Annotated in this window: 19 protein-coding genes; 5 read left to right on the forward strand and 14 right to left on the reverse strand. The window is 32.8% G+C overall.

All coding sequences use genetic code 11. The features are described from left to right. Positions 1 to 108: 108 nt before the first annotated feature. The 9 genes from atpG to porW all read right to left on the reverse strand — a co-directional run bounded on the left by atpG (position 109) and on the right by porW (position 9,045). On the reverse strand, positions 109 to 969 hold the full coding sequence (gene atpG / locus AAEO59_RS10540; protein ID WP_341700704.1) for an ATP synthase F1 subunit gamma: 861 nt from the start codon (positions 967 to 969) through the stop codon (positions 109 to 111). A gap of 79 nt (positions 970 to 1,048) precedes the next feature. Next, a complete protein-coding gene (gene atpA / locus AAEO59_RS10545; RefSeq protein ID WP_341700705.1) occupies positions 1,049 to 2,626 on the reverse strand; it encodes a F0F1 ATP synthase subunit alpha in 1,578 nt (525 codons plus the stop codon). A 37-nt stretch (positions 2,627 to 2,663) separates the two neighbouring features. Next, positions 2,664 to 3,197: an ATP synthase F1 subunit delta gene (gene atpH, locus AAEO59_RS10550; RefSeq protein WP_341700706.1), complete on the reverse strand. Its 534-nt coding sequence runs from the start codon at positions 3,195 to 3,197 to the stop codon at positions 2,664 to 2,666. 4 nt (positions 3,198 to 3,201) lie between these two features. Continuing rightward, positions 3,202 to 3,702, reverse strand: coding sequence for a F0F1 ATP synthase subunit B (locus tag AAEO59_RS10555; protein WP_341700707.1), 501 nt, complete (start codon positions 3,700 to 3,702; stop codon positions 3,202 to 3,204). Positions 3,703 to 3,826: 124 nt separating this feature from the next. After that, entirely contained in the window at positions 3,827 to 4,018 is a 192-nt protein-coding gene (gene atpE, locus AAEO59_RS10560) for an ATP synthase F0 subunit C (RefSeq protein WP_026712861.1), read from the reverse strand. A 96-nt stretch (positions 4,019 to 4,114) separates the two neighbouring features. Continuing rightward, positions 4,115 to 5,278, reverse strand: coding sequence for a F0F1 ATP synthase subunit A (gene atpB / locus AAEO59_RS10565; RefSeq protein WP_341700708.1), 1,164 nt, complete (start codon positions 5,276 to 5,278; stop codon positions 4,115 to 4,117). 539 nt (positions 5,279 to 5,817) lie between these two features. Beyond that, complete coding sequence (locus AAEO59_RS10570) at positions 5,818 to 6,048, reverse strand: AtpZ/AtpI family protein (protein WP_341700709.1); 231 nt, start codon at positions 6,046 to 6,048, stop codon at positions 5,818 to 5,820. Then, positions 6,041 to 6,421, reverse strand: a complete 381-nt coding sequence (locus AAEO59_RS10575; RefSeq protein WP_341700710.1) for a bactofilin family protein — start codon at positions 6,419 to 6,421, stop codon at positions 6,041 to 6,043. The genes AAEO59_RS10570 and AAEO59_RS10575 overlap by 8 nt, the downstream gene beginning before the upstream one ends. Positions 6,422 to 6,423: 2 nt before the next feature. Beyond that, entirely contained in the window at positions 6,424 to 9,045 is a 2,622-nt protein-coding gene (gene porW, locus AAEO59_RS10580; protein WP_341700711.1) for a type IX secretion system periplasmic lipoprotein PorW/SprE, read from the reverse strand. A gap of 324 nt (positions 9,046 to 9,369) precedes the next feature. Here porW and AAEO59_RS10585 point away from each other — a divergent pair, with 324 nt between their 5' ends. From AAEO59_RS10585 to AAEO59_RS10595, 3 genes are all read left to right on the forward strand, one after another. Further along, positions 9,370 to 10,419: a ferredoxin--NADP reductase gene (locus AAEO59_RS10585; RefSeq protein WP_341700712.1), complete on the forward strand. Its 1,050-nt coding sequence runs from the start codon at positions 9,370 to 9,372 to the stop codon at positions 10,417 to 10,419. A gap of 122 nt (positions 10,420 to 10,541) precedes the next feature. Beyond that, entirely contained in the window at positions 10,542 to 11,495 is a 954-nt protein-coding gene (locus AAEO59_RS10590; RefSeq protein WP_341700713.1) for an alpha/beta hydrolase, read from the forward strand. A 66-nt stretch (positions 11,496 to 11,561) separates the two neighbouring features. Further along, complete coding sequence (locus AAEO59_RS10595; protein ID WP_341700714.1) at positions 11,562 to 11,870, forward strand: hypothetical protein; 309 nt, start codon at positions 11,562 to 11,564, stop codon at positions 11,868 to 11,870. Between the two features lie 91 nt (positions 11,871 to 11,961). Here the strand turns inward: AAEO59_RS10595 and AAEO59_RS10600 are convergent, their stop codons facing one another. The 4 genes from AAEO59_RS10600 to AAEO59_RS10615 form a co-directional block, all read right to left on the reverse strand. Beyond that, entirely contained in the window at positions 11,962 to 12,723 is a 762-nt protein-coding gene (locus AAEO59_RS10600; protein WP_341700715.1) for a GLPGLI family protein, read from the reverse strand. Between the two features lie 12 nt (positions 12,724 to 12,735). After that, positions 12,736 to 15,516, reverse strand: a complete 2,781-nt coding sequence (locus tag AAEO59_RS10605) for an outer membrane beta-barrel protein (RefSeq protein WP_341700716.1) — start codon at positions 15,514 to 15,516, stop codon at positions 12,736 to 12,738. A gap of 174 nt (positions 15,517 to 15,690) precedes the next feature. Next, on the reverse strand, positions 15,691 to 16,698 hold the full coding sequence (locus AAEO59_RS10610) for a glycosyltransferase family 9 protein (RefSeq protein ID WP_341700717.1): 1,008 nt from the start codon (positions 16,696 to 16,698) through the stop codon (positions 15,691 to 15,693). Between the two features lie 37 nt (positions 16,699 to 16,735). Continuing rightward, positions 16,736 to 17,341 carry a DUF4254 domain-containing protein gene (locus AAEO59_RS10615; RefSeq protein WP_341700718.1) on the reverse strand — a complete coding sequence of 202 codons (606 nt, stop codon included), beginning with the start codon at positions 17,339 to 17,341 and terminating at the stop codon, positions 16,736 to 16,738. A 98-nt stretch (positions 17,342 to 17,439) separates the two neighbouring features. Here AAEO59_RS10615 and upp point away from each other — a divergent pair, with 98 nt between their 5' ends. After that, positions 17,440 to 18,093 carry a uracil phosphoribosyltransferase gene (gene upp / locus AAEO59_RS10620; RefSeq protein WP_341700719.1) on the forward strand — a complete coding sequence of 218 codons (654 nt, stop codon included), beginning with the start codon at positions 17,440 to 17,442 and terminating at the stop codon, positions 18,091 to 18,093. On the opposite strand, the gene AAEO59_RS10625 is transcribed toward upp, so the two are convergent. Then, the gene (locus tag AAEO59_RS10625) at positions 18,088 to 19,017 is read right to left on the reverse strand and encodes a DUF6427 family protein (protein ID WP_341700720.1); all 930 of its coding nucleotides are present in this window, start codon (positions 19,015 to 19,017) and stop codon (positions 18,088 to 18,090) included. The two genes, upp and AAEO59_RS10625, sit on opposite strands and share 6 nt — an antisense overlap. A 135-nt stretch (positions 19,018 to 19,152) precedes the next feature. Between AAEO59_RS10625 and AAEO59_RS10630 the strand changes: the two genes are divergently transcribed. Then, on the forward strand, positions 19,153 to 19,383 hold the full coding sequence (locus AAEO59_RS10630; protein ID WP_066327834.1) for a DUF6341 family protein: 231 nt from the start codon (positions 19,153 to 19,155) through the stop codon (positions 19,381 to 19,383). The last annotated feature ends 151 nt before the right edge of the window (positions 19,384 to 19,534 follow it).

Below are 19,534 nucleotides of genomic sequence, written 5' to 3' on the forward strand. Positions count from 1 at the left end.
AATCAGCCTAGGAAATTAGTGATTCTGTTCTTTTTATAAACAGTCAGGCAAAAAAAATAGCCACGTGAATAACGCGGCTATTTTTATATAGGAAAATAAACTTATCTATTAAGCATTCAAGGCTTCAGCACCACCTACGATTTCTAAGATTTCATTAGTAATCGCAGCCTGACGAGCTTTATTATATGTTAATTTCAATTGATTTCTCAATGCAGTTGCATTATCAGTTGCTTTGTGCATAGCTGTCATACGCGCACCGTGCTCAGAAGCAAAAGAATCACGGATTCCTTTGTACAATTGTGTTTTTAATGATTTAGGGATCAAAGTCAACACGATTTCTTCTTTTGATGGTTCGAAAATATAATCAGCAGCAGCTACATTTAAATCTGATTTAACAGGAGCTAATGGTAAAAATTGCTCTGTTTGAACAATTTGAGTAGCAGCATTTTTAAATTGATTGTAAATCAATTCGATTCTGTCATACTCACCAGCAACGAATTTTTGAGTTAATGTTTCAGCAATAGCTGCCACATTATCAAAAGTTAAATCATCAAAAACAGTACTTTGGTTAGCAATTACTGTATTGGTTTTGCTTAAAACATCATTTCCTTTTTTACCAATAGCAAAAACATCAACTTGTTTACCAGCATAAAATGTTGCACGATTTTTAACTTCTTTAATTACATTAGAATTAAAAGCACCACACAAACCTCTGTTTGAAGTTATCGCTACTAATAAAACCTTTTTTACTTCGCGTTGCGTAGTATATTCTTCTCCAATTCCTCCGTCAAGAGTTGCAGAAAGACCTTGTAATAATTCCGTTAATTTTTCGGCATAAGGGCGCATGGCTGTAATTGCATCCTGAGCTTTTTTAAGCTTGGCTGCAGATACCATTTTCATCGCCGATGTGATTTGCATCGTAGATGAAACGGAAGTAATTCTATTACGGATTTCCTTTAAATTTGCCATTTATTTTAAGTATTAAGACTTAAGTATCAAGTATTAAGTACCATAATCTTGATACTTAATACTCCCTACTTAGTACTTTTTAGTTATATTTTGCAGAAACTTCTTTCGCTACAGCTTCGATTACATCTGTAATTTCGTCTGTTAATTTTCCAGCTTTCAAAGCATCAAGAGTTGGTCTGTGTTTAGCATTCATGAACTCTAAGAAATCTTTCTCGAATTCTTTAACTTTAGCAACAGGAACATTTCTCAATAAGTTTTTAGATCCAGCATAGATAATCGCTACTTGGTCTTCAACAGTATAAGGATCGTTCAAACCTTGTTTCAAGATTTCCACGTTTCTCTTACCTTTTTCAATTACGTTCAAAGTTACAGCATCCAAATCAGAACCAAACTTAGCGAAAGCTTCTAACTCACGGAATTGAGCCTGGTCTAATTTTAAAGTACCAGATACTTTTTTCATTGATTTAATTTGAGCATTACCTCCTACACGAGATACAGAGATACCTACGTTAATAGCAGGACGAACGCCAGAGTTGAACAAATCACCATCTAAGAAAATTTGTCCGTCAGTAATAGAGATTACGTTTGTTGGGATATATGCAGAAACGTCACCAGCCTGAGTTTCGATAATTGGTAAAGCTGTTAATGAACCTCCACCTTTAACAATTCCTTTGATAGACTCTGGTAAGTCGTTCATGTTTTTAGCAATTCCGTCATCAGCGATTACTTTACAAGCACGCTCTAATAAACGAGAGTGTAAGTAGAAAACGTCTCCAGGATATGCCTCACGTCCCGGTGGTCTTCTTAACAAAAGAGATACCTCACGGTAAGCAACAGCTTGTTTAGATAAATCATCATAAACGATCAAAGCAGGACGACCTGAATCTCTGAAATATTCTCCGATAGCAGCACCTGCAAAAGGAGCATATACCTGCATTGGAGCAGGGTCAGAAGCATTAGCAGCAACGATAACTGTATAAGCCATAGCTCCTTTTTCTTCTAACATTTTTGCGATACCAGCTACAGTTGAAGCTTTTTGTCCAATTGCAACATAGATACAAAATACTGGTTTACCAGCATCATAAAATTCTTTTTGATTTAAGATCGTATCGATACAAACAGTTGATTTACCTGTTTGACGGTCACCAATAACTAACTCACGTTGTCCACGTCCAACTGGGATCATCGCATCAACAGCTTTAACACCAGTTTGTAATGGCTCAGTTACCGGTTGACGGAAAACTACTCCAGGAGCTTTTCTTTCTAATGGCATCTCGTATAATTCACCACCGATTGGTCCTTTACCATCAATTGGCTGACCTAAAGTGTTTACTACACGTCCTACCATTTGTTCTCCTACTTTAAGAGAAGCAATACGTTGTGTTCTTTTTGCAGTAGAACCTTCTTTGATTCCAGTAGATGGTCCTAAAAGTACCACACCTACGTTATCTTCTTCAAGATTCAATACAATAGCCTCAAGACCATTTTCAAATTCTACTAACTCTCCGTATTGTACATTTGAAAGCCCGTAAATACGAGCAATACCATCTCCAACTTGAAGTACAGTTCCCACTTCCTCTAGCGTAGCGCCAGATTCAAAACCTTCTACTTGCTTTCTTAATATTGCTGAAATTTCAGCAGGTTTGATTTCCGCCATCTTAATTTATAATTTAGACACTTAATGTGCAATAAAACTAGTTACTTAATTCTTTTCTTAATACTTGTAATCTGTTAGCGATAGAAGCATTGTATTGCTTATCACCTATTGTTAAAATAAATCCTCCAATAATAGCAGGATCTACAATATTTTTAATTGTTACTTTTTTATCTGATAAAGTAGCAATCTTAGCTAATACTTTAGCTTCTAAAGCTGCGTCCATTGGAATTGCAGTAGTTACTTTAGCAACCTCCATTCCGTTAGCACTATCAAATAAATCAGAATATGTTACTGCAATAGCTTCCAAGATTTCGAATCTTTTATTTTCGAATAATAAATGAAAGAAACCTTTAGTTACACCATTAACAGAAGCAAAAACTTCTAACAATGCTTTTTCTTTTACATCAACACTTGTTGTAGGGCTCTGAATAAAAGTATTTAACTCAGAATTACTTTTAATTGTTGAAGCAATTAAAATCATATCGTTATTAACCTCAGCGGCTACTCCAATAGAGTCGGCCATACTAAGGATTGCTTTTGCATAACGAATTGCTGCTCTTGTACCTGCCATAATATTAGTTTAGCTTTACGTCACCTAACATTTTCTCAACTAATTTAGTTTGAGCTTCAGTGTTAGATAATTCTTCTTTCAATAATTTTTCAGCAATGCTTAATGATAAAGTTGAAACCTGAGATTTCAATTCAGCCATAGCTGCGTTTTTCTCGCTTTCGATAGCTGCTTTAGCCTGCTCGATCATTTTTGCACCTTGAGCCTGAGCTTCCGTTTTAGCGTCAGCAACCATTTTCTCTTTCATTTCACGAGCTTCTTTCAACATAGCATCACGCTCTGCTCTCGCTTCGTTTAAGATTCTTTGGTTATCAGCTTGTAATTCCTGCATTTCTTTTCTTGCGTTTTCAGCAGATTCTAATGCATTTTTGATTCCTTCTTCTCTCTCATTAACTGCATCAAGAATAGGTTTCCAAGCGAATTTTTTCAATAAAAATATTAATCCAACAAATATTAATACTTGCCAAAAAAACAAACCAAACTCAAACTGATTAATTAACTTTTCCATTATATATAATTCTAAGTTTTATATTCTAAATTTAATCTTCTTGCATTGCTGCAATGTAATGTTTTAATTTTAAAAACAATAGTTACAACCAACCGTTGCAACTATCGTTTTTTTTTAGTTTTAATTAAGCTGCGAATAAAGCTGCGAAACCAATACCTTCAATAAGTGCAGCAGCGATAAGCATAGCTGTTTGGATTTTTCCTGAAGCTTCTGGTTGACGAGCAATAGCGTCCATAGCAGAGCTACCAATTTTACCAATACCTAAACCTGCTCCGATAACGATTAATCCAGCTCCAATAATTTGTGGAATTTCCATGATATATATATTAAAAATTAAACATTCTATTTGAAAATAGAGATTAGAAGTTTGAAGTTAGAAATAATCTACCCTCTAAATTCTAATTTCTAACTTTTAGTGGTGCCCTTCTTCTTCGTGGTGGTGTTCTGCAACAGCCGCACCAAAATAAAGTGCTGATAACATTGTGAAAATATAAGCTTGTAAGAAGGCTACCAAAATTTCTAAGATAGACAATACAAATGCTAATCCAAATGATAATGAACTTCCAATCCAGCTTTTAAAGATAAACATTAAAGCGATAATACTCATCAATACAATGTGACCTGCAAAAATATTCGCGTACAAACGAATCATTAATGAGAAAGGTTTGATGAAAATACCTAATAACTCAATTGGTGCTAAGATAATACGCATTGGTTTTGGTACACCCGGCATCCAGAAAATGTGCCCCCAATATTCTTTATTAGCTGTTAAGTTTGTAATCAAGAAAGTTAAAATCGCTAAAGAGAAAGTAATTGTAAAGTTACCTGTAGCATTAATTCCTAGCGGAGTTAATCCGAAGATATTTAAGAACAATACAAAGAAGAAGATTGTCAATAAATAACTCATGTAGTTTTTGTATTTTTTCTCTCCAATGTTTGGGATTGCGATTTCGTCACGCACATAAACTACTAGTGGTTCAAAGAAACGTCCCACACCTGTAGCAATTCCTCCATTTTTAGCGTATGATTTTGCTAAACCTGTAAAAATGAAAAACATTAAAATTGCAGCAGCAATAATTGAAACTACCGTTTTAGTGATTGAAAAATCGATAGGACGAATATTATCAGGATGTCCTGTTTCTTCGTTTTCATGAATAGTTCCAGTAGCATCTGTTTTATAGATTTTACCATCGTGGTGGTTCAATACATAATAGTTACCTTTTGACTCCGCTACTTCATGCCCGTGGTGGAATTTAGCTGAAGAGAAAATTTGTAAACCGTTATCCCATAAGATTACCGGTAATGGGAATCCCCAGTTCTCTCCTGTTTCATCATCTTGAGTTAATGAAAAATCATGAGAATCTAAAACGTGGTGATTAATGAAAGCTTTAATTTTAGATTTTAAATCAGCTGGTTCAGCATGACCTCCTTCATGGTGTCCTTCGGCTGCTACTTCGTGAGTTGCTTCTCCTTGTACTTGTAACGAATCAACTTCTTGATTTGCAAAACTAATCATTGGAAGACACGCTAAAAATGCTACTAAAATCAATCTAAGTGGTCTCTTTAAAATCACCATAATTACAGAATATGTTATATTTACGTTTCTAAAATTTGGCGCAAAGGTACATTTTTTATTTATATCCAAAAGGATATGAAAACATATTTTTTTTTACGCCCTCTTAAAGCCCCAATTTTAAGGCTTTTTGCTTAATATTCTTATAGTTACAATTGTCTCAATTGTCAAAAAAAGAATAAACATAACAAAGAAATTTATCTTCTCAAATCGTATGTCATAATGCTTAATCTTCAGAATAGGTTTCAGCAGCAAATAATACAAACCAATTTTAAAAGTAGTCAAGAGTAAAAATGACATCCCAACCTGATCAAAATTGCGTTCTTTTATCTTTAATAAAATAGAAATAATGATAAAAGAAAATAAAAAGAAGAAGGAATATAACTTTTCAAGACTGTAATAAAAAAGATGTTGATCAATTTTAAAAATATAAAAAACCAACTGATGAATTACATAAACTATTAGTACTGATACGACTAAAAAGAGATATGTTTTATAATTTTTTAAAAACATTGTATTTATTTCTGTCTAAATCTTCTTAATTAATCTTTATCCTTATTAATGTCATTAACCTGTCTTATTACATTATATAATGCTAAAAAGACCCCTATCATAACCAATATTTTATTGTAATAGATTTTAGGATGTGGATGGTTTTCATCAAGCCAGTCGCCTAAATAAGCAAACAAAAAAATAATCACTCCCATCTGGATAGGAATATTAATCAAAGCCAGCCATTTAGCTGAATTTTTTTTGTTGGGTTTCTTATCCATTTGATTCTGACTTTTGATTTCCTTTCATAGTACAGGAAGCCGAAAAATCGGCTCCGGGTTCTACGGCTAATTTACCTACAGTTGCATCACCATGAATACTTGCTTTGGATTTAACATTCAACAATTCAGCTACCTGAATATTCCCGTTAAACTTACCTTCAATATCTGCATTGTTACAACTGATATCTCCTGTAACACTTCCGGTAGGACCAATAACCAGTTTTCCTGTAGACTGAAAATTCCCAATTAATTCGCCGTCCAATCTAAAATCAGCTTTCGAAACAATATCACCTTTTATGACAGTTCCTTCAACAATTCTATTGGTTTTTCCTAAAAGGTCGGTATAGGGCTTTTCTTTTTTCTTAGTAAACATCATTATGGTTTTTTGGATTCTAAATACGAATTTAGATTTTTCTTAATCTGAATGATTTTATAATTTTCGTTAGAAATAATAATTGCCGGCGTTTCAATTTTATACGCTGGATCTTCTTTTAAAACATTCACAACGCTATTAGCATATTCCTGTGTTGTAATGCCCTGAATGATTACGAAACCATTCGTTGCATCATAAGAATTATAAGCTAAATTTAATTTTTGCGCATTTTCTGCCTGAATAAATTTGGCAATTTTATCCTCAATTGCTTTTTTATCTTTTGCAGCATTCAACGCTAATGGATAAAGAATTTTCCAATTTTTAGAATCCTTAAAATCAAAATTCATGTTTTCCAATAACGGAATTTGTTCTGCCAAAATACTACTCGCTTTCTTCCCTTCTTCAGTATTCGGATAGGTAGCGGCTACATTTTCCAAAGCCACTTTGTAAGCCGATAATCCATTAAGTTTCGCAATAGTATTTGCTTTTAACAATTCCAATTTAGAAACGACTTCTTCACCCGAAAACTGATTAATCAATCCGTCTATTTTTCCTAAAACTGCTTCAAACTCTTCATTAGTATATTGCTGATATAATTTCTTGTAAACTTCGTCAGGACTTCCTTCTTCCACCAACACATTAGCATTATTTAAAATTTGTGCATAACGCGAATCAGGATATTGGCTTACAATTTTATTTCTAATTTCCTGTGCTTTGTCATTATTGGTAATTTGGTAAATTTTATACAAATGATACAAACTAGGAAGCACTAATTTTTCTTCCGGCTGATTGGCTAATAACTGCTCTAATTTTTTAGCAGCCAAATCATATTCTTTGAACTTTTCCTTATAAATAACCCCTAACTGATAATAGGCATCGTCACGTTCTTTTGCAATGCTATCAATTGCGGTAGTTGCAGTAGGCAATTGATCGATATAAAAATTAGGATTATATCTTGGATTAAGCTCTTTCTCTTTTACAATAGAATCGGTTACTACATCTTGTTGTGCAAGTGCTGTTGAATCTTTAGGCTGAATTGCATTAGAAGCAGCAGTAGATGAAAGTCTCCAATATCCTCCTAAAGTACGTTTGCCCCAATTTTTCTTAAAAGCCACTTTCCCAAATGACACCGTATTCGGATTGTAAAAATAAAAATCAGCTTCAGCAGGAAGACTAGCCATCGATGGCGGAGCAAATGGAACTGTGGCTATCGGTTTTCCATTGGCACCTAAAGGAGCATTATCAGTTGTTGATTTATTATTTCTCTCAATATTTTTTTGTTTTTGAGCTTCTTTTTCTTCTAAGATTTTTTTAACATCGTCTGCCTTTTTAAATTTTTCAATTTGACCTTGAAAATAAGCAAGCCTTTCTGATTCAGGCATTGCCAGTACTTTCAAAATACTATCATTTCTAACTGCAATGGCTTCATAGAAAATAACTTCATCCAGATTTTTTCGCACTTTTTCAATATGAATAAATTCTCTGGTTTTAGGATTTAGTTTCACTAAAGTACTGTCATAATATTTAGAAGCCTGCAAATAACGTGCATTTCTAAAATGAATATTTCCAATATTTCTATAATTGGAAGCCATTAAATAATTATTAGACTGCGTTTTCTTTAAAGAGGCATTGTAATATTCAATAGCCTTTTCTTCTCTGGCTGTTTTATCATAAAAAACCGCCATTTGGTAATTCAAAATATCCAAATACGGACGATTTTCCCTGTTTTCTAAAAGTTTATTATATTTTTCAACAAAGGCTAATTTATCTCCGTTTTTATAATCAAACAACTGCGCTAATCTTGCCTGAGATTGCATCATGTATTTCCTGTCGGATTTACGGTTCATTTTGATTACCGCCTCATAATAAGCTCTCGCCTGATCATTTTCTCCTTTTTCCTGGTACAATTGTCCCAAAATAAAACGGTATCTGGCTTTTTCATTATTATGTCTACTAAAATTGACCGCTTTCTTCAATTTGACAATAGCACTGTCTTTTTCCTCCAAATTCAAAAAAGAAGCCGCAAGAAGTGCATTGGCATCAGCCATAACCTGTTTTTTAGGATGGGTTTCTTTGAGCATTTTAGTAATATTTTTAATTACTAAAGCATCATTTCCTAAACGCATATTGGTTTTTTCACGCCAAATTTTAGCCACATCAATTCGGCTGCTGTTAGGGTATTTATACAAAATGTAGTTAAAAGCATCCAATGCCGGAATGAATCGTTTGTCGTAATAACGGGATTTTCCTAATAACAAATAAGCTTCATCAATTTGAGAATTACGCTCTCTTCCCTGAATATTCATGGAGTGTTTCTGAATGGCTTTGGTGGCCTTTTCCTCCGCTTTAGCAAAATCAGCATTTTTTGTTGTATCCGCAACCACTAGATCATCATCAACATTCATGGGTTCAATAGCTAAGATTTCCCAAAAATCATCCTGATTACTGGCTTCAATGGCTTTAATACCTTTGTCTAAACCTATTTGTCCGTTATATAAAATATTGTATTTTGTACTTAAAGCATGTGAATTTCGAGCTAAAAAAGTATCATTTCTAGTAGAACAGGCTACCAAAACACACAAACACCCCAGGGGAATTGAATATTTAAATTTATTGGTTTTCAATGATTGGCGTTTTTATCATTAAACTTTTAAAAAAGTTTTTTAGTATATGACTGGTAAAAATACGTTTCTTTTTGAAATATAGAAATTTAAAGTCGGAAAAAGCTTGTTTCTAACAATACAATTTTAGAACAATTCAAAAACTTATAAATCAACTGATTTCAATATCAAATCCAAATTCTAAATTAGTAAAACATCAGCTTTTTTTGAGCAAAATTTAGGATATATTGTTTTATGAAGCAAAATTTGAATTTCCTTCAAAATATTCCTTAAAGAGAATATCCTAAATAATGATAGGTTTTCTATTTTTGTAGAAAATTAAAACACATGCCAAATTTTTTGAAACTCCTTATAAAAGAGGTAAAAAGAGAAACTGCCAATGCCGTTTCTATCCTTTTTAATGTGCCTGAAGAATTAAAAGAAAACTATAAATTCATTGCAGGACAATATGTAAATCTTCGATTAACCCTTGACGGAAAAGAAATTCGTCGCGCTTATTCTATTTGTTCTTCGCCTGAAAGCGGAGAATTACGCATTGCGGTTAAAGCGGTTAAAAATGGTTTATTTTCTCAATTTGCAAATAAAACATTAAAAGCCGGAGACGTAATCGAAGTTGGAAAGCCTGAAGGAAAATTCACTCTGGAACCTGAAGCTAACAAACAAAAAAACTACATCGCTTTTGTTTCAGGAAGCGGAATCACTCCGGTTATGTCTATCATCAAATCGGTTTTAAAAAGTGAGCCTAAAAGCTCCTTTGTATTGGTTTACGGAAATAAATCACCGGAAGAAACCATTTTCCACCAGGAATTACACGACTTGCATTTGCAATATGTTAGCCGCTTTTTTGTGCATTATGTATATAGCCAGGCCAAAGCTGATGATGCTTTGTTTGGTCGCATAGACAAATCGGTGGTGAATTATGCATTGAACAACAAACACGCAGCCTTAGAATTTGAAAAATTCTTTTTGTGTGGTCCTGAAGCTATGATTGATACCGTATCAGGTGTTTTGAAAGAGAAAAACGTAAAAGATTCGGCTATTAAGTTTGAACTTTTTACAGCATCAGCTCATGAGGAAATTATTACCGATTTAACCGGTCATTCTAAAATCACTATTATGGTGGATGATGAAGAAACTTCATTCGAAATGTCTCAAAAAGAAACAATCCTTGAAGCTGCTTTAAAACAGGGAATCGATGCACCTTATTCCTGCCAGGGCGGAATTTGCAGCAGTTGTCTTTGCCGTGTAACCGAAGGAAGCGCCAAAATGAAGAAAAACTCTATCCTAACCGATAAAGAAATTGCCGATGGATTAATTCTAAGCTGTCAGGCACATCCAACTTCAGATACTATTTATGTGGATTATGATGATGTGTAAATATTAAATTCCAATATTTAAATTTCCAAATTCCAAATACATGAAAACTTCTCTGAATAGAGGAGTTTTTTTGTTTTAAGAAAGTTCTTGTTTTATTATTTTAGCAAAATACTAGATATTAAGTGAAAAATAGAAAATGGATCAAACGTAGCCTTTGGGCATTAACAGCAATTTTCGTTCTAATGAATATTGTCGCAATGTTTCATTCCTATAAATTTACTCACTTTACTAACAATAAAACAGAAAAGACAAAAGCCCCAAAAAAACTAACTAATGAACAAAAAATAAGAACATTAATTTTAGGTGTCAGTAATCCAAGACCTGAAAACAAAATTATTCCAACAACTAAGTTTAAAACTATAAAATTAAAGAGTAATAAGGAAATAGAATGTTGGAGTATAAAATCAAAAAAAACTAAAGGAACAGTCATTATTTTTCACGGTTACGGTGGAAATAAATCTTCAATGCTTGATAAAGCAAAGATATTTTTAGAACTTGGTTACAACACTCTTCTTGTTGATTTTATGGGTTCAGGTGGCTCAGAAGGTGACCAAACGACAATAGGTTTTTTAGAAGCTGAACAAGTTAAAACATGCTTTGACTACTGTGCAAAAAAAGGAGAAAAAAATATTTATTTATTTGGAACTTCAATGGGATCAGTTTCAATTATGAAATCAATTAATGACTATGCAATTAATCCCAAAGGAATAATAATTGAATGTCCTTTTGGCTCAATGTATGAGACTGTTTGCGCAAGATTCAAATCAATGAACGCTCCAACTTTTCCAATGGCAGGACTTTTAGTCTTTTGGGGTGGACTACAAAACGGATTTTGGGCATTTGGACACAAACCTATTGAATATGCAAAAAAAATAAGTTGTCCGACACTTTTACTTTATGGAGCAAAAGACGAAAAAGTCAGTAGAAAAGAAATTGATAAAATTTTCAATAACTTAAAGGGATATAAAAAACTACGAATTTATCAAAAAGCAGGGCATGAAGACTACTCAAAAAAGTACAAAAGAGAATGGACACAAGATATTCAAGAATTTTTATTAACAAATAAATATAAATAAGCTAAAAGAAACATAAACAATTCAATATCAAAACATAAACACTAAACTCTTTTAATTCCTTAAATCATGAAATCCATTCGGGAAATTTTCAAGAACAATCCTTCACTTCTGGACGAACCGGAAGTACAGCAGCTTATAGACTATTGCGAAGTGTTACAGGATGAAATTGTAGAGTTTAAATTTCAGAAAACAGACAATAAAGAGCTCGCCATGCTCGATATGCTCAAAGAAGTCATTAACGGCTGTAACGCCATCGAAAAAGAGCATATAGAACATGAACGTTACGGCTATCCTGCTCCTGATTATCAGCAAACTATTTCGAATCTAAAAAGCTATATTTTGGATCGTTGTCGGGACGAAAAGATTTGGCTTTAAATCTATTGTGATAAACAAAGCGACCTTAATATGTTGTTCTGCTCTCGTTATGTGATTGCTTCGTTCCGATAGCTATCGGAACTCGCAATGACTATAAAAAAGCATTCCACAAGAACATATTCTTTTGTCTTTTAACTTCTTCTTTGTCATCACCATCGCTGTACCAATCCTTTAATTTATCTTCAAAAATAGTTTTTAACTCTTTTACATTATAGGTTTTTTTGGCGGCGACAGGTTTTATATCTGCTGCATTAACCAGTGTTACATCAACTTTGGTTGCGATATAAGAAGTATATAATCTTGGTATAGTAAGTCCTAAAATCATACCCGGCAAACCACTGATAGAAACTGGACCACCTGAAATGGTAATATCATCTGTATAAAAAGCAAATACATATACGTCGTCCATGATTTTGCCTACGGCTTTTCGACAATTGTAACCCGCTATTTCTCTGTTTTCATTAGTAATTTTCCATTCAATTTTTGGAATGCTATCGTTTGTAACAAAAAGAGTTCCTCCTATTTGTTTTTGCTTGTTCATCATTCCAGTATTAAAATTAAAATACCAGCTATTTTCTTCATCTGAATCTTTCAAATATTTTGGAATTCTGGTTTTTGGACTCCATCTGTCAAATTTGAAAATACTTTTATTATCAGCAAAAGTATAATTGAAGTAAGAAATTTTAAGATCAGAAAGGTTGTCTTTCATCATTTCACCCCAACTATCATTACTCATTGTTTTTTTAAGATTAGTACTTACTTCAAATTCAATAACCGCCTTATCCACAAATTGCTGTGCGAAAGTTGTACTTGAAAAAATTAGTGCTGTAATTATTAAATATAGTGCCTTCATAACGCTATTAAATTATTTTTTTGTTTCTCCTCCATTTTTAAAATTCCAGGTAAAACCTATCATTACATACCTTTTTAATCGGTCATTTTGTTCTTGAGAGATGGTATTGCTATATGCATTTCTTTGAATACCTATGTTTTGATTTAAAATATCTCTAATCATGATGTAGCCTGTAAACTCATCTTTTTTAAACCTTCGTTCCAATCTTGCATTCCATAACTGATTGGTTAAATTATCCTGAAAATCAATCGTTTTTTGACGTGTATTCAAATTATAATCTGTGGAAAATTTCCATTTCTCTGTAAAATAAACTCCTAAATTAAAATTCAATTCATTGGTGTTGAATGATTTTACTTCGCTATTTTGAGTCGTACTATTTCGATTATAAGAAAATCTGTTACTTAGGCTAATATCATATTTCTTTTGCTTGTATTTATATAAAGAAACTGAAAGTCCGGTGTTTAAATTCTTAGCATCACCCATTTTATCGTTGATACTAAGTACCGATTTATTAAAGTTAATATTTGGCCTAAAATCAGCAAATAAATCGATTTTCTTAATCTTAAAACCATAACCGAAATAGTAATTTGCCGAAAAATTGCCATTGGTATTTATAGGTTTAGAAACCGTTTTAGCTGTTTCAGTATCTATAGTACTACTGTAGATAATTTGGTTGGATGTTGTACTAAAAGAAAGCCCCTGATACATTTGCCTTTCGGTCAGCATATCGTAACTATTCTGATTGATGTTTATTCTATTCGTAAAAGATTGTTTTAAATCAGGATTCCCCAGAGTTTGATTAAAGAAATCCTGATTGTTTCTTAATGGTTGTAATTGTTCCAGAGAAGGCTGTCTTGTTGATCCCTGATAATCAAAACGCAAATTGCTATTACTTTTATACTTATAGGAGAAATTAGCCGACGGGAAAAAGTTAGTATAATTGCGCTTATATTCTTTATTCAAGCTTAAATCCTGTAAATCGAAAGTGGTAAAACCAAAACCACCTCCAACGCTGTAAGTGATTTTCTTAGCGTTATAACTCAATCTTACATTAGGTCTTTGTGTAACAACTGCTTGCTCAAACTGGTTAGACAACGAAGTTACTAACACATCATATTTATCTGTATCTTCCGAATAATCATAAGTAAAATAGTTGTTTTTACCTTTATCATAAGTTAATTGATAACTAAACTGCAATGCTAACTGCTTGGCTAAAGGTTCCGAATAACTTACACTTGCTGTCAAATTTTGGTTTGCTCTGTCGCCAATTTTATTCTGGTTTACATCCACTTTTGAATCAAAATTACCATTAACATAACTTTCATTAGACGACTTTAAAATGTTGTTCGAATTGGTACTTAAACGACTCCAACTACTACTAAATGTAAATGTACGTCGAGCTTTGGCAAATTTATGTTTGAACAATAAACCCGCTGATAAAGAAGACTTATCAGAATCAGTAATGAATGTTCGCTGTTGTTTGTTTTTCAAAATATCAGCCTCACCAGTGGTTTTTCTATTGGTAAATTCATCACTTTGGGTTTGATAAAAATTAGTTTTGGCAGAGAATTTTATGGAGTTTACCGAATCTAATTTTACGTCATAAATTGCATTGAGTTTAAAGTTTCTTCTGTTAACATTGGTTTCCGTTGAACTTTCGTCATTCAAAAAAGTATCTCCCACCTGTGTTTGAGAAAATCTTCTATTATTATTGGTGTAAATTTGCTGATTAAATTTAGGTGATACATTCAGGTTTTGCTTTTCATTCCACTTGTTAGTGTACTGTATGCCGGCATTAGTGTTTTTGATAAAACCATTTTGAGTATTAACATACGGTTCTCCGTCATTACTGCCTCCCACCCATTCGTAACTTACATTTCCATCATCATCCATGTTCATGCTTATATTCCCATCACGAGCTCCAAATTTCTCGCTGTCTTCCCAACTCAAACCATCCTGACCTGTATTTCCATTCAATAAAAATGCGGATAATTTTCTTTTGCCTTTAAAAGAGCTAAACATTAGGTTGCTGTTGTATCTTGAATCAGCATCTGTAAACGGCTGATTGGCTCCGTCTATTTTACCAAAATACCCTTTCTTCTTATCTTCTTTTAATTTCAGATTAATTGTTTTTTGGGTTTTTCCGTCATCAATCCCTGTAAATTCTGCCTGTTCACTTTTTTTATTGAAAACCTGAACTTCTTTTACAGCATCGGCTCTTAAATTTTTTACTGCCATACCCGGATCATCACCAAAAAATTCTTCTCCATCAACCAAAACCTTTTGTACCGTTTCGCCCATGGCTTTTATCACACCATTTCTATCTACCTGAATACCTGGTAGTTTTTTAAGTAATTCTTCTACATTAGCATTGGCATCCACTTTAAAATCACTGGCTCTGTAACTGGTAGTATCCCCTTTAATTCGAATTGAACCTGTTTTAATAACCACTTCTCTTAAAAGTTCTATCTTACTTTTCAAAGCAATATTTCCTAATTGCAAATCGACACCATTAACAATTACGGCATCTACATAATCAGCATATTGATTATGTGAAGTCATCAAAATATAATTCCCTGATTTCACTTCTTTGAAATTAAATTTACCATGCTTATCCGAACGGGTAAACTTATATAAAACAGAATCTATAGGTGTAAGTAAAGCAACAACTGAATTATGTACGGGGGTTTTATTTTTACTATCGGTTATTAAACCTGAGATAGTAACTTTTTGAGAAAAAGCTGAAAATGAAAATAAAAACAAAGTAGCAATTAACCCTATAGTTTTCTTCATAAATAGTTATCGTTTTTAGTGTTTAGCTTTTGATAGAAATGAATACCAATTTAACTTTAGCATGTAAGACCAAACTCACAGGAAGCCAAAGTAATATTTTTAACAAAATCAACTTGTTAAATAATTGGTAAAATTATTCTTTCAGAAAATAATTACCTAAAAAACACAAATAACTTAATTACAGCTATTTAAAATTCTATATATTGAATCGACTTTTATACTTCGCATAGCGTCTTCATAGCCCGCTACTTTTTTGTTCCCATAAACAGAAGTGGGTAGAAAAGGAAACTTAATTCTATCAGCAACCAAGGCATTTTCAATTGGCTGATTAAATGGAGAAAAACCGGCAAATGGATGTGTGGCTCCCCAAAGTGTTATGACTTTTACGCCCAACATCGCGGCAATATGCGCATTCCCAGAATCCATAGAAAGCATCACATCCAGATTACTGATTAATTGCAGTTCTTGTTGGAATTTAATTTTTCCCGCCATGTTAATGACATTCGAGTAAGGACTTGATATAGATTCTAAAATTTCAATTTCTTTTTTTCCACCACCAAAAAGTAAAATCTTGTAGTTTGAATTTTGTGCCAATTGCGCAATAACTTCCTGCATTAAATCCAAAGGATAAACTTTAGAATCATATTGAGCAAAAGGTGCAATTCCGATTAATTTTTGATGATTTGTTCCAATAATTTCCAAAAAATCAGCACTTAAAACGGCTTTTTCAGGAAATTGTGGATTAGATAAATCAACCGCAAAACCAAGTTTTTCAAACACTTTTACATGTCTTTCAAACATCGTTGGCAATTGTTTGAAAACCTTATTTTCAGCACGTGTTAAAGCTTTTTTCTCTTCACGCCCTTTATCAACTGCAGCTACTTTTTTTCCGCTCAGGGCAAAAAGTGTTCGCACAACCTTAGAGCGAAGTACATTATGCAAATCAGCAAAAGCGTCAATTTTTAACTTTCGTAAATCCTGAAACAATCGAATCAAACCCGGAAATCCTTTATGTAGCTCTTTTTCATCAAAAGCAAAAAAAACAACATTAGGTATAGATTCGAAAAAAGGCTTAAAAAACGGTCGGGAAATGACCGTTATTTTGACTTTAGGATGCTGTTTTACAAAAGCCCGTAAAACAGGAACCGTCATGGCGACATCTCCCATTGCGGATAGTCTCATGACGGCTATATGTTGTATTTTGGAATTGGACTCCAAATTATTTTTTCCCTTGGTACAAAACAGGATTCAACTCATCATCGTTGTACATTTTCATTTGTTTGTACACTTTCATGAATTTATCACCGTTTTCGATATCTTTTAATAAATCATCGATAGCAGTTGATAAATCAGTTCTTTGCTCTAAAAGTACATTTAACTTTTCCTGACATTTATCTCTGTGCTCCTGAGAAGCATCCGTACGTGTAGCTTCTTCATGCATATGATAAATTTTTAAAGCTAAAATGGACAAACGGTCAAAAGCCCAGGCTGGACTTTCTGAATTGATTTTAGCCTCATCTTTTACAACTACTTTGCTGTATTTTTGTAAAAAATAGCTATCAATATATTCCACCATATCCGTACGTTCCTGATTAGAAGCATCGATTTTTCTTTTCAAAGTTAAAGCCGCTACCGGATCAATTTGCGGGTCTCTGATGATATCTTCATAATGCCATTGAACCGTATCAATCCAGTTCTTAAGGTATAATAAATGTTCAAACTGATCCTTTGGGTAAGGATTGTTTATCGGTTGGTCAACACTATCAAATTGATGATAGTCTTTGATACTTTGTTCAAAAACGGAATAGGCTAATTTTGAAAACATCTTTATCTTTTTATTTGGACAAAGATACTTTTTATACTTTTATAAAAAAATTAGAAACCAACTTTCTCACAGCCTCTTTTAACCAAAATTGTTCTGCCATGCAAATTCATTATTTATCTGAAAAAAACAGCATTCTGAATCATTTTCTTGCTGAAATACGTGAAGTTAACATTCATAAAGATGCAATGCGTTTCAGAAGAAATATAGAACGTATTGGCGAAATCATGGCTTATGAATTAAGTAAAGAACTAGCATTTGAAGAGATTGAAGTTCAAACACCATTAGGCATTAAAAAAACCACACAAATTACCGATTCTATTGTGCTTTGTTCGATTTTAAGAGCTGGCTTAAGTATGCACTTGGGCTTTTTAAATTATTTTGACCAAGCCGAAAACGGATTTATTTCGGCATACCGTTATCATCCAAATAACGACAATTATTTTGAAATAAAAGTCGAATACCAGGCCATTGCAGATATTAATGACAAATGTGTTTTACTAATTGACCCTATGTTAGCTACCGGACAATCTATCGTTGCCGTATATCAACGATTGGTGGAAAGAGGTACGCCAAAAGAAATACATATTGCCGTGACTATTGCAGCTCCAGAAGGCATTAGCTATTTAGAAAAACATCTTCCAGAAAATTACCATTTATGGATAGGAGCTTTAGATGAAAAACTCAATGAACACAGCTATATTGTTCCTGGTCTTGGTGACGCAGGTGACTTAGCTTACGGAATTAAATTATAATTGAGAGAAAAAAGCAAACAAACTACATAAGCTTAAAACACCTAAAGCCAGTTCTTGATTCAATTTTTGCTGAGGCATTTCAATATGAGCTGTTGCCATCATTACTAAAGGAGCAATGGTAAAGATTAATAAATCGTTGCTTTTACTAGCTGAAATTACATAAATAGCTACCGCAATAAAAAAAGCAAAAAGTAATTTCTTGAATGAGGCATGCAATTGCAACGGTCTTGAAGACAAAGTCATTACCATTGAAATAACAAAAAACAAAGCTACAGTAGCATAAATAGACAAAGCAGCATTTTGATAATTGTTAGTAAAATAATCGATACTAAAATTTGTTTCGATTCCTTTAGCAATATAACTTATAATATCAGCATTAAAAACTAAAGCATACATCACAAAAATAATCGCTATTGCAAAAAAAGCTATAAAAGGTAAAAGCCAGTTTCTATAATCGCCTATAACGTGCGATATAATAGAGATAAACACCAAAACTAAAAAAAGAATACACCAAAAATGGAACAAAGAAGCCACAAAAATCCACAAGGAAGCATCGAAGATTTTCTCTTTGGAGGCTTTTTGAGATTGCAAAGAAATTAATCTACGCAAAGCTAAAAGGATGAAAAAATTGGCCAATATCAAATTGATATCATCAAAAAGACTTGGAAAAAAAAGAAAAAACAACAGGAAAAATAAAATGCTATAAGCACTGTCTTTACTGAGTCCGTTACGTTTTGATATAAAATTAATCAGCAATGCCGAAAACAAAACTATCAACCCAACAACTACTTTCTTAGATATTAAAATTACCGAATTTGTCCAAGCCAGATCCTGAATTTGATAGATAAAATCAAAAAACAATATCAAAAATACTACTAAAGAAAAATTTAATGGTGTAGATTTTTTAAAAACACTTGTAATCATACGGATATTTTATACTTTTGTGACTGTAAATATACTACTTGTTCAAAAAAGGAAACGAGTTAAGGCAAAATTATTATTCAGATACTAATTTTAATTATTTGCACTTAAAAATTACTAAAATTTAAATTCTATATCATGAAAGCATTTTTCGAAGGAATACAAACACTATTTGTTGATTTTCTTTTCAAACCATTAGATGGATTACGTTCTTTAGAACTTGTAAGCTGGTTTGGAGCAAACACTTTAAACTGGATTTTTATGATTATCTGTTCGGCAGCAATTGTTTACTGGATTAAACAATTACGTATTTTTGACGATGCTGGAACTGAAAATCAGGATACTACAGCTCACTCTTTCTTGAAATAAGAATAGAAAAAAATCAAATAAAAAAAACTGCACTGCCCCCAAAAAGTTAGACACTATTTGGGGGTATTTTTATGGAAAGAAAAGTCAAGTATGGTTATGATTTTAAACTTCGATGTGTAAATGAAGTTTTAAAAAAGCATCAAGCAATAAC

This window comes from Flavobacterium flavipallidum (genome assembly GCF_038289905.1).
Taxonomy (GTDB): domain Bacteria; phylum Bacteroidota; class Bacteroidia; order Flavobacteriales; family Flavobacteriaceae; genus Flavobacterium; species Flavobacterium flavipallidum.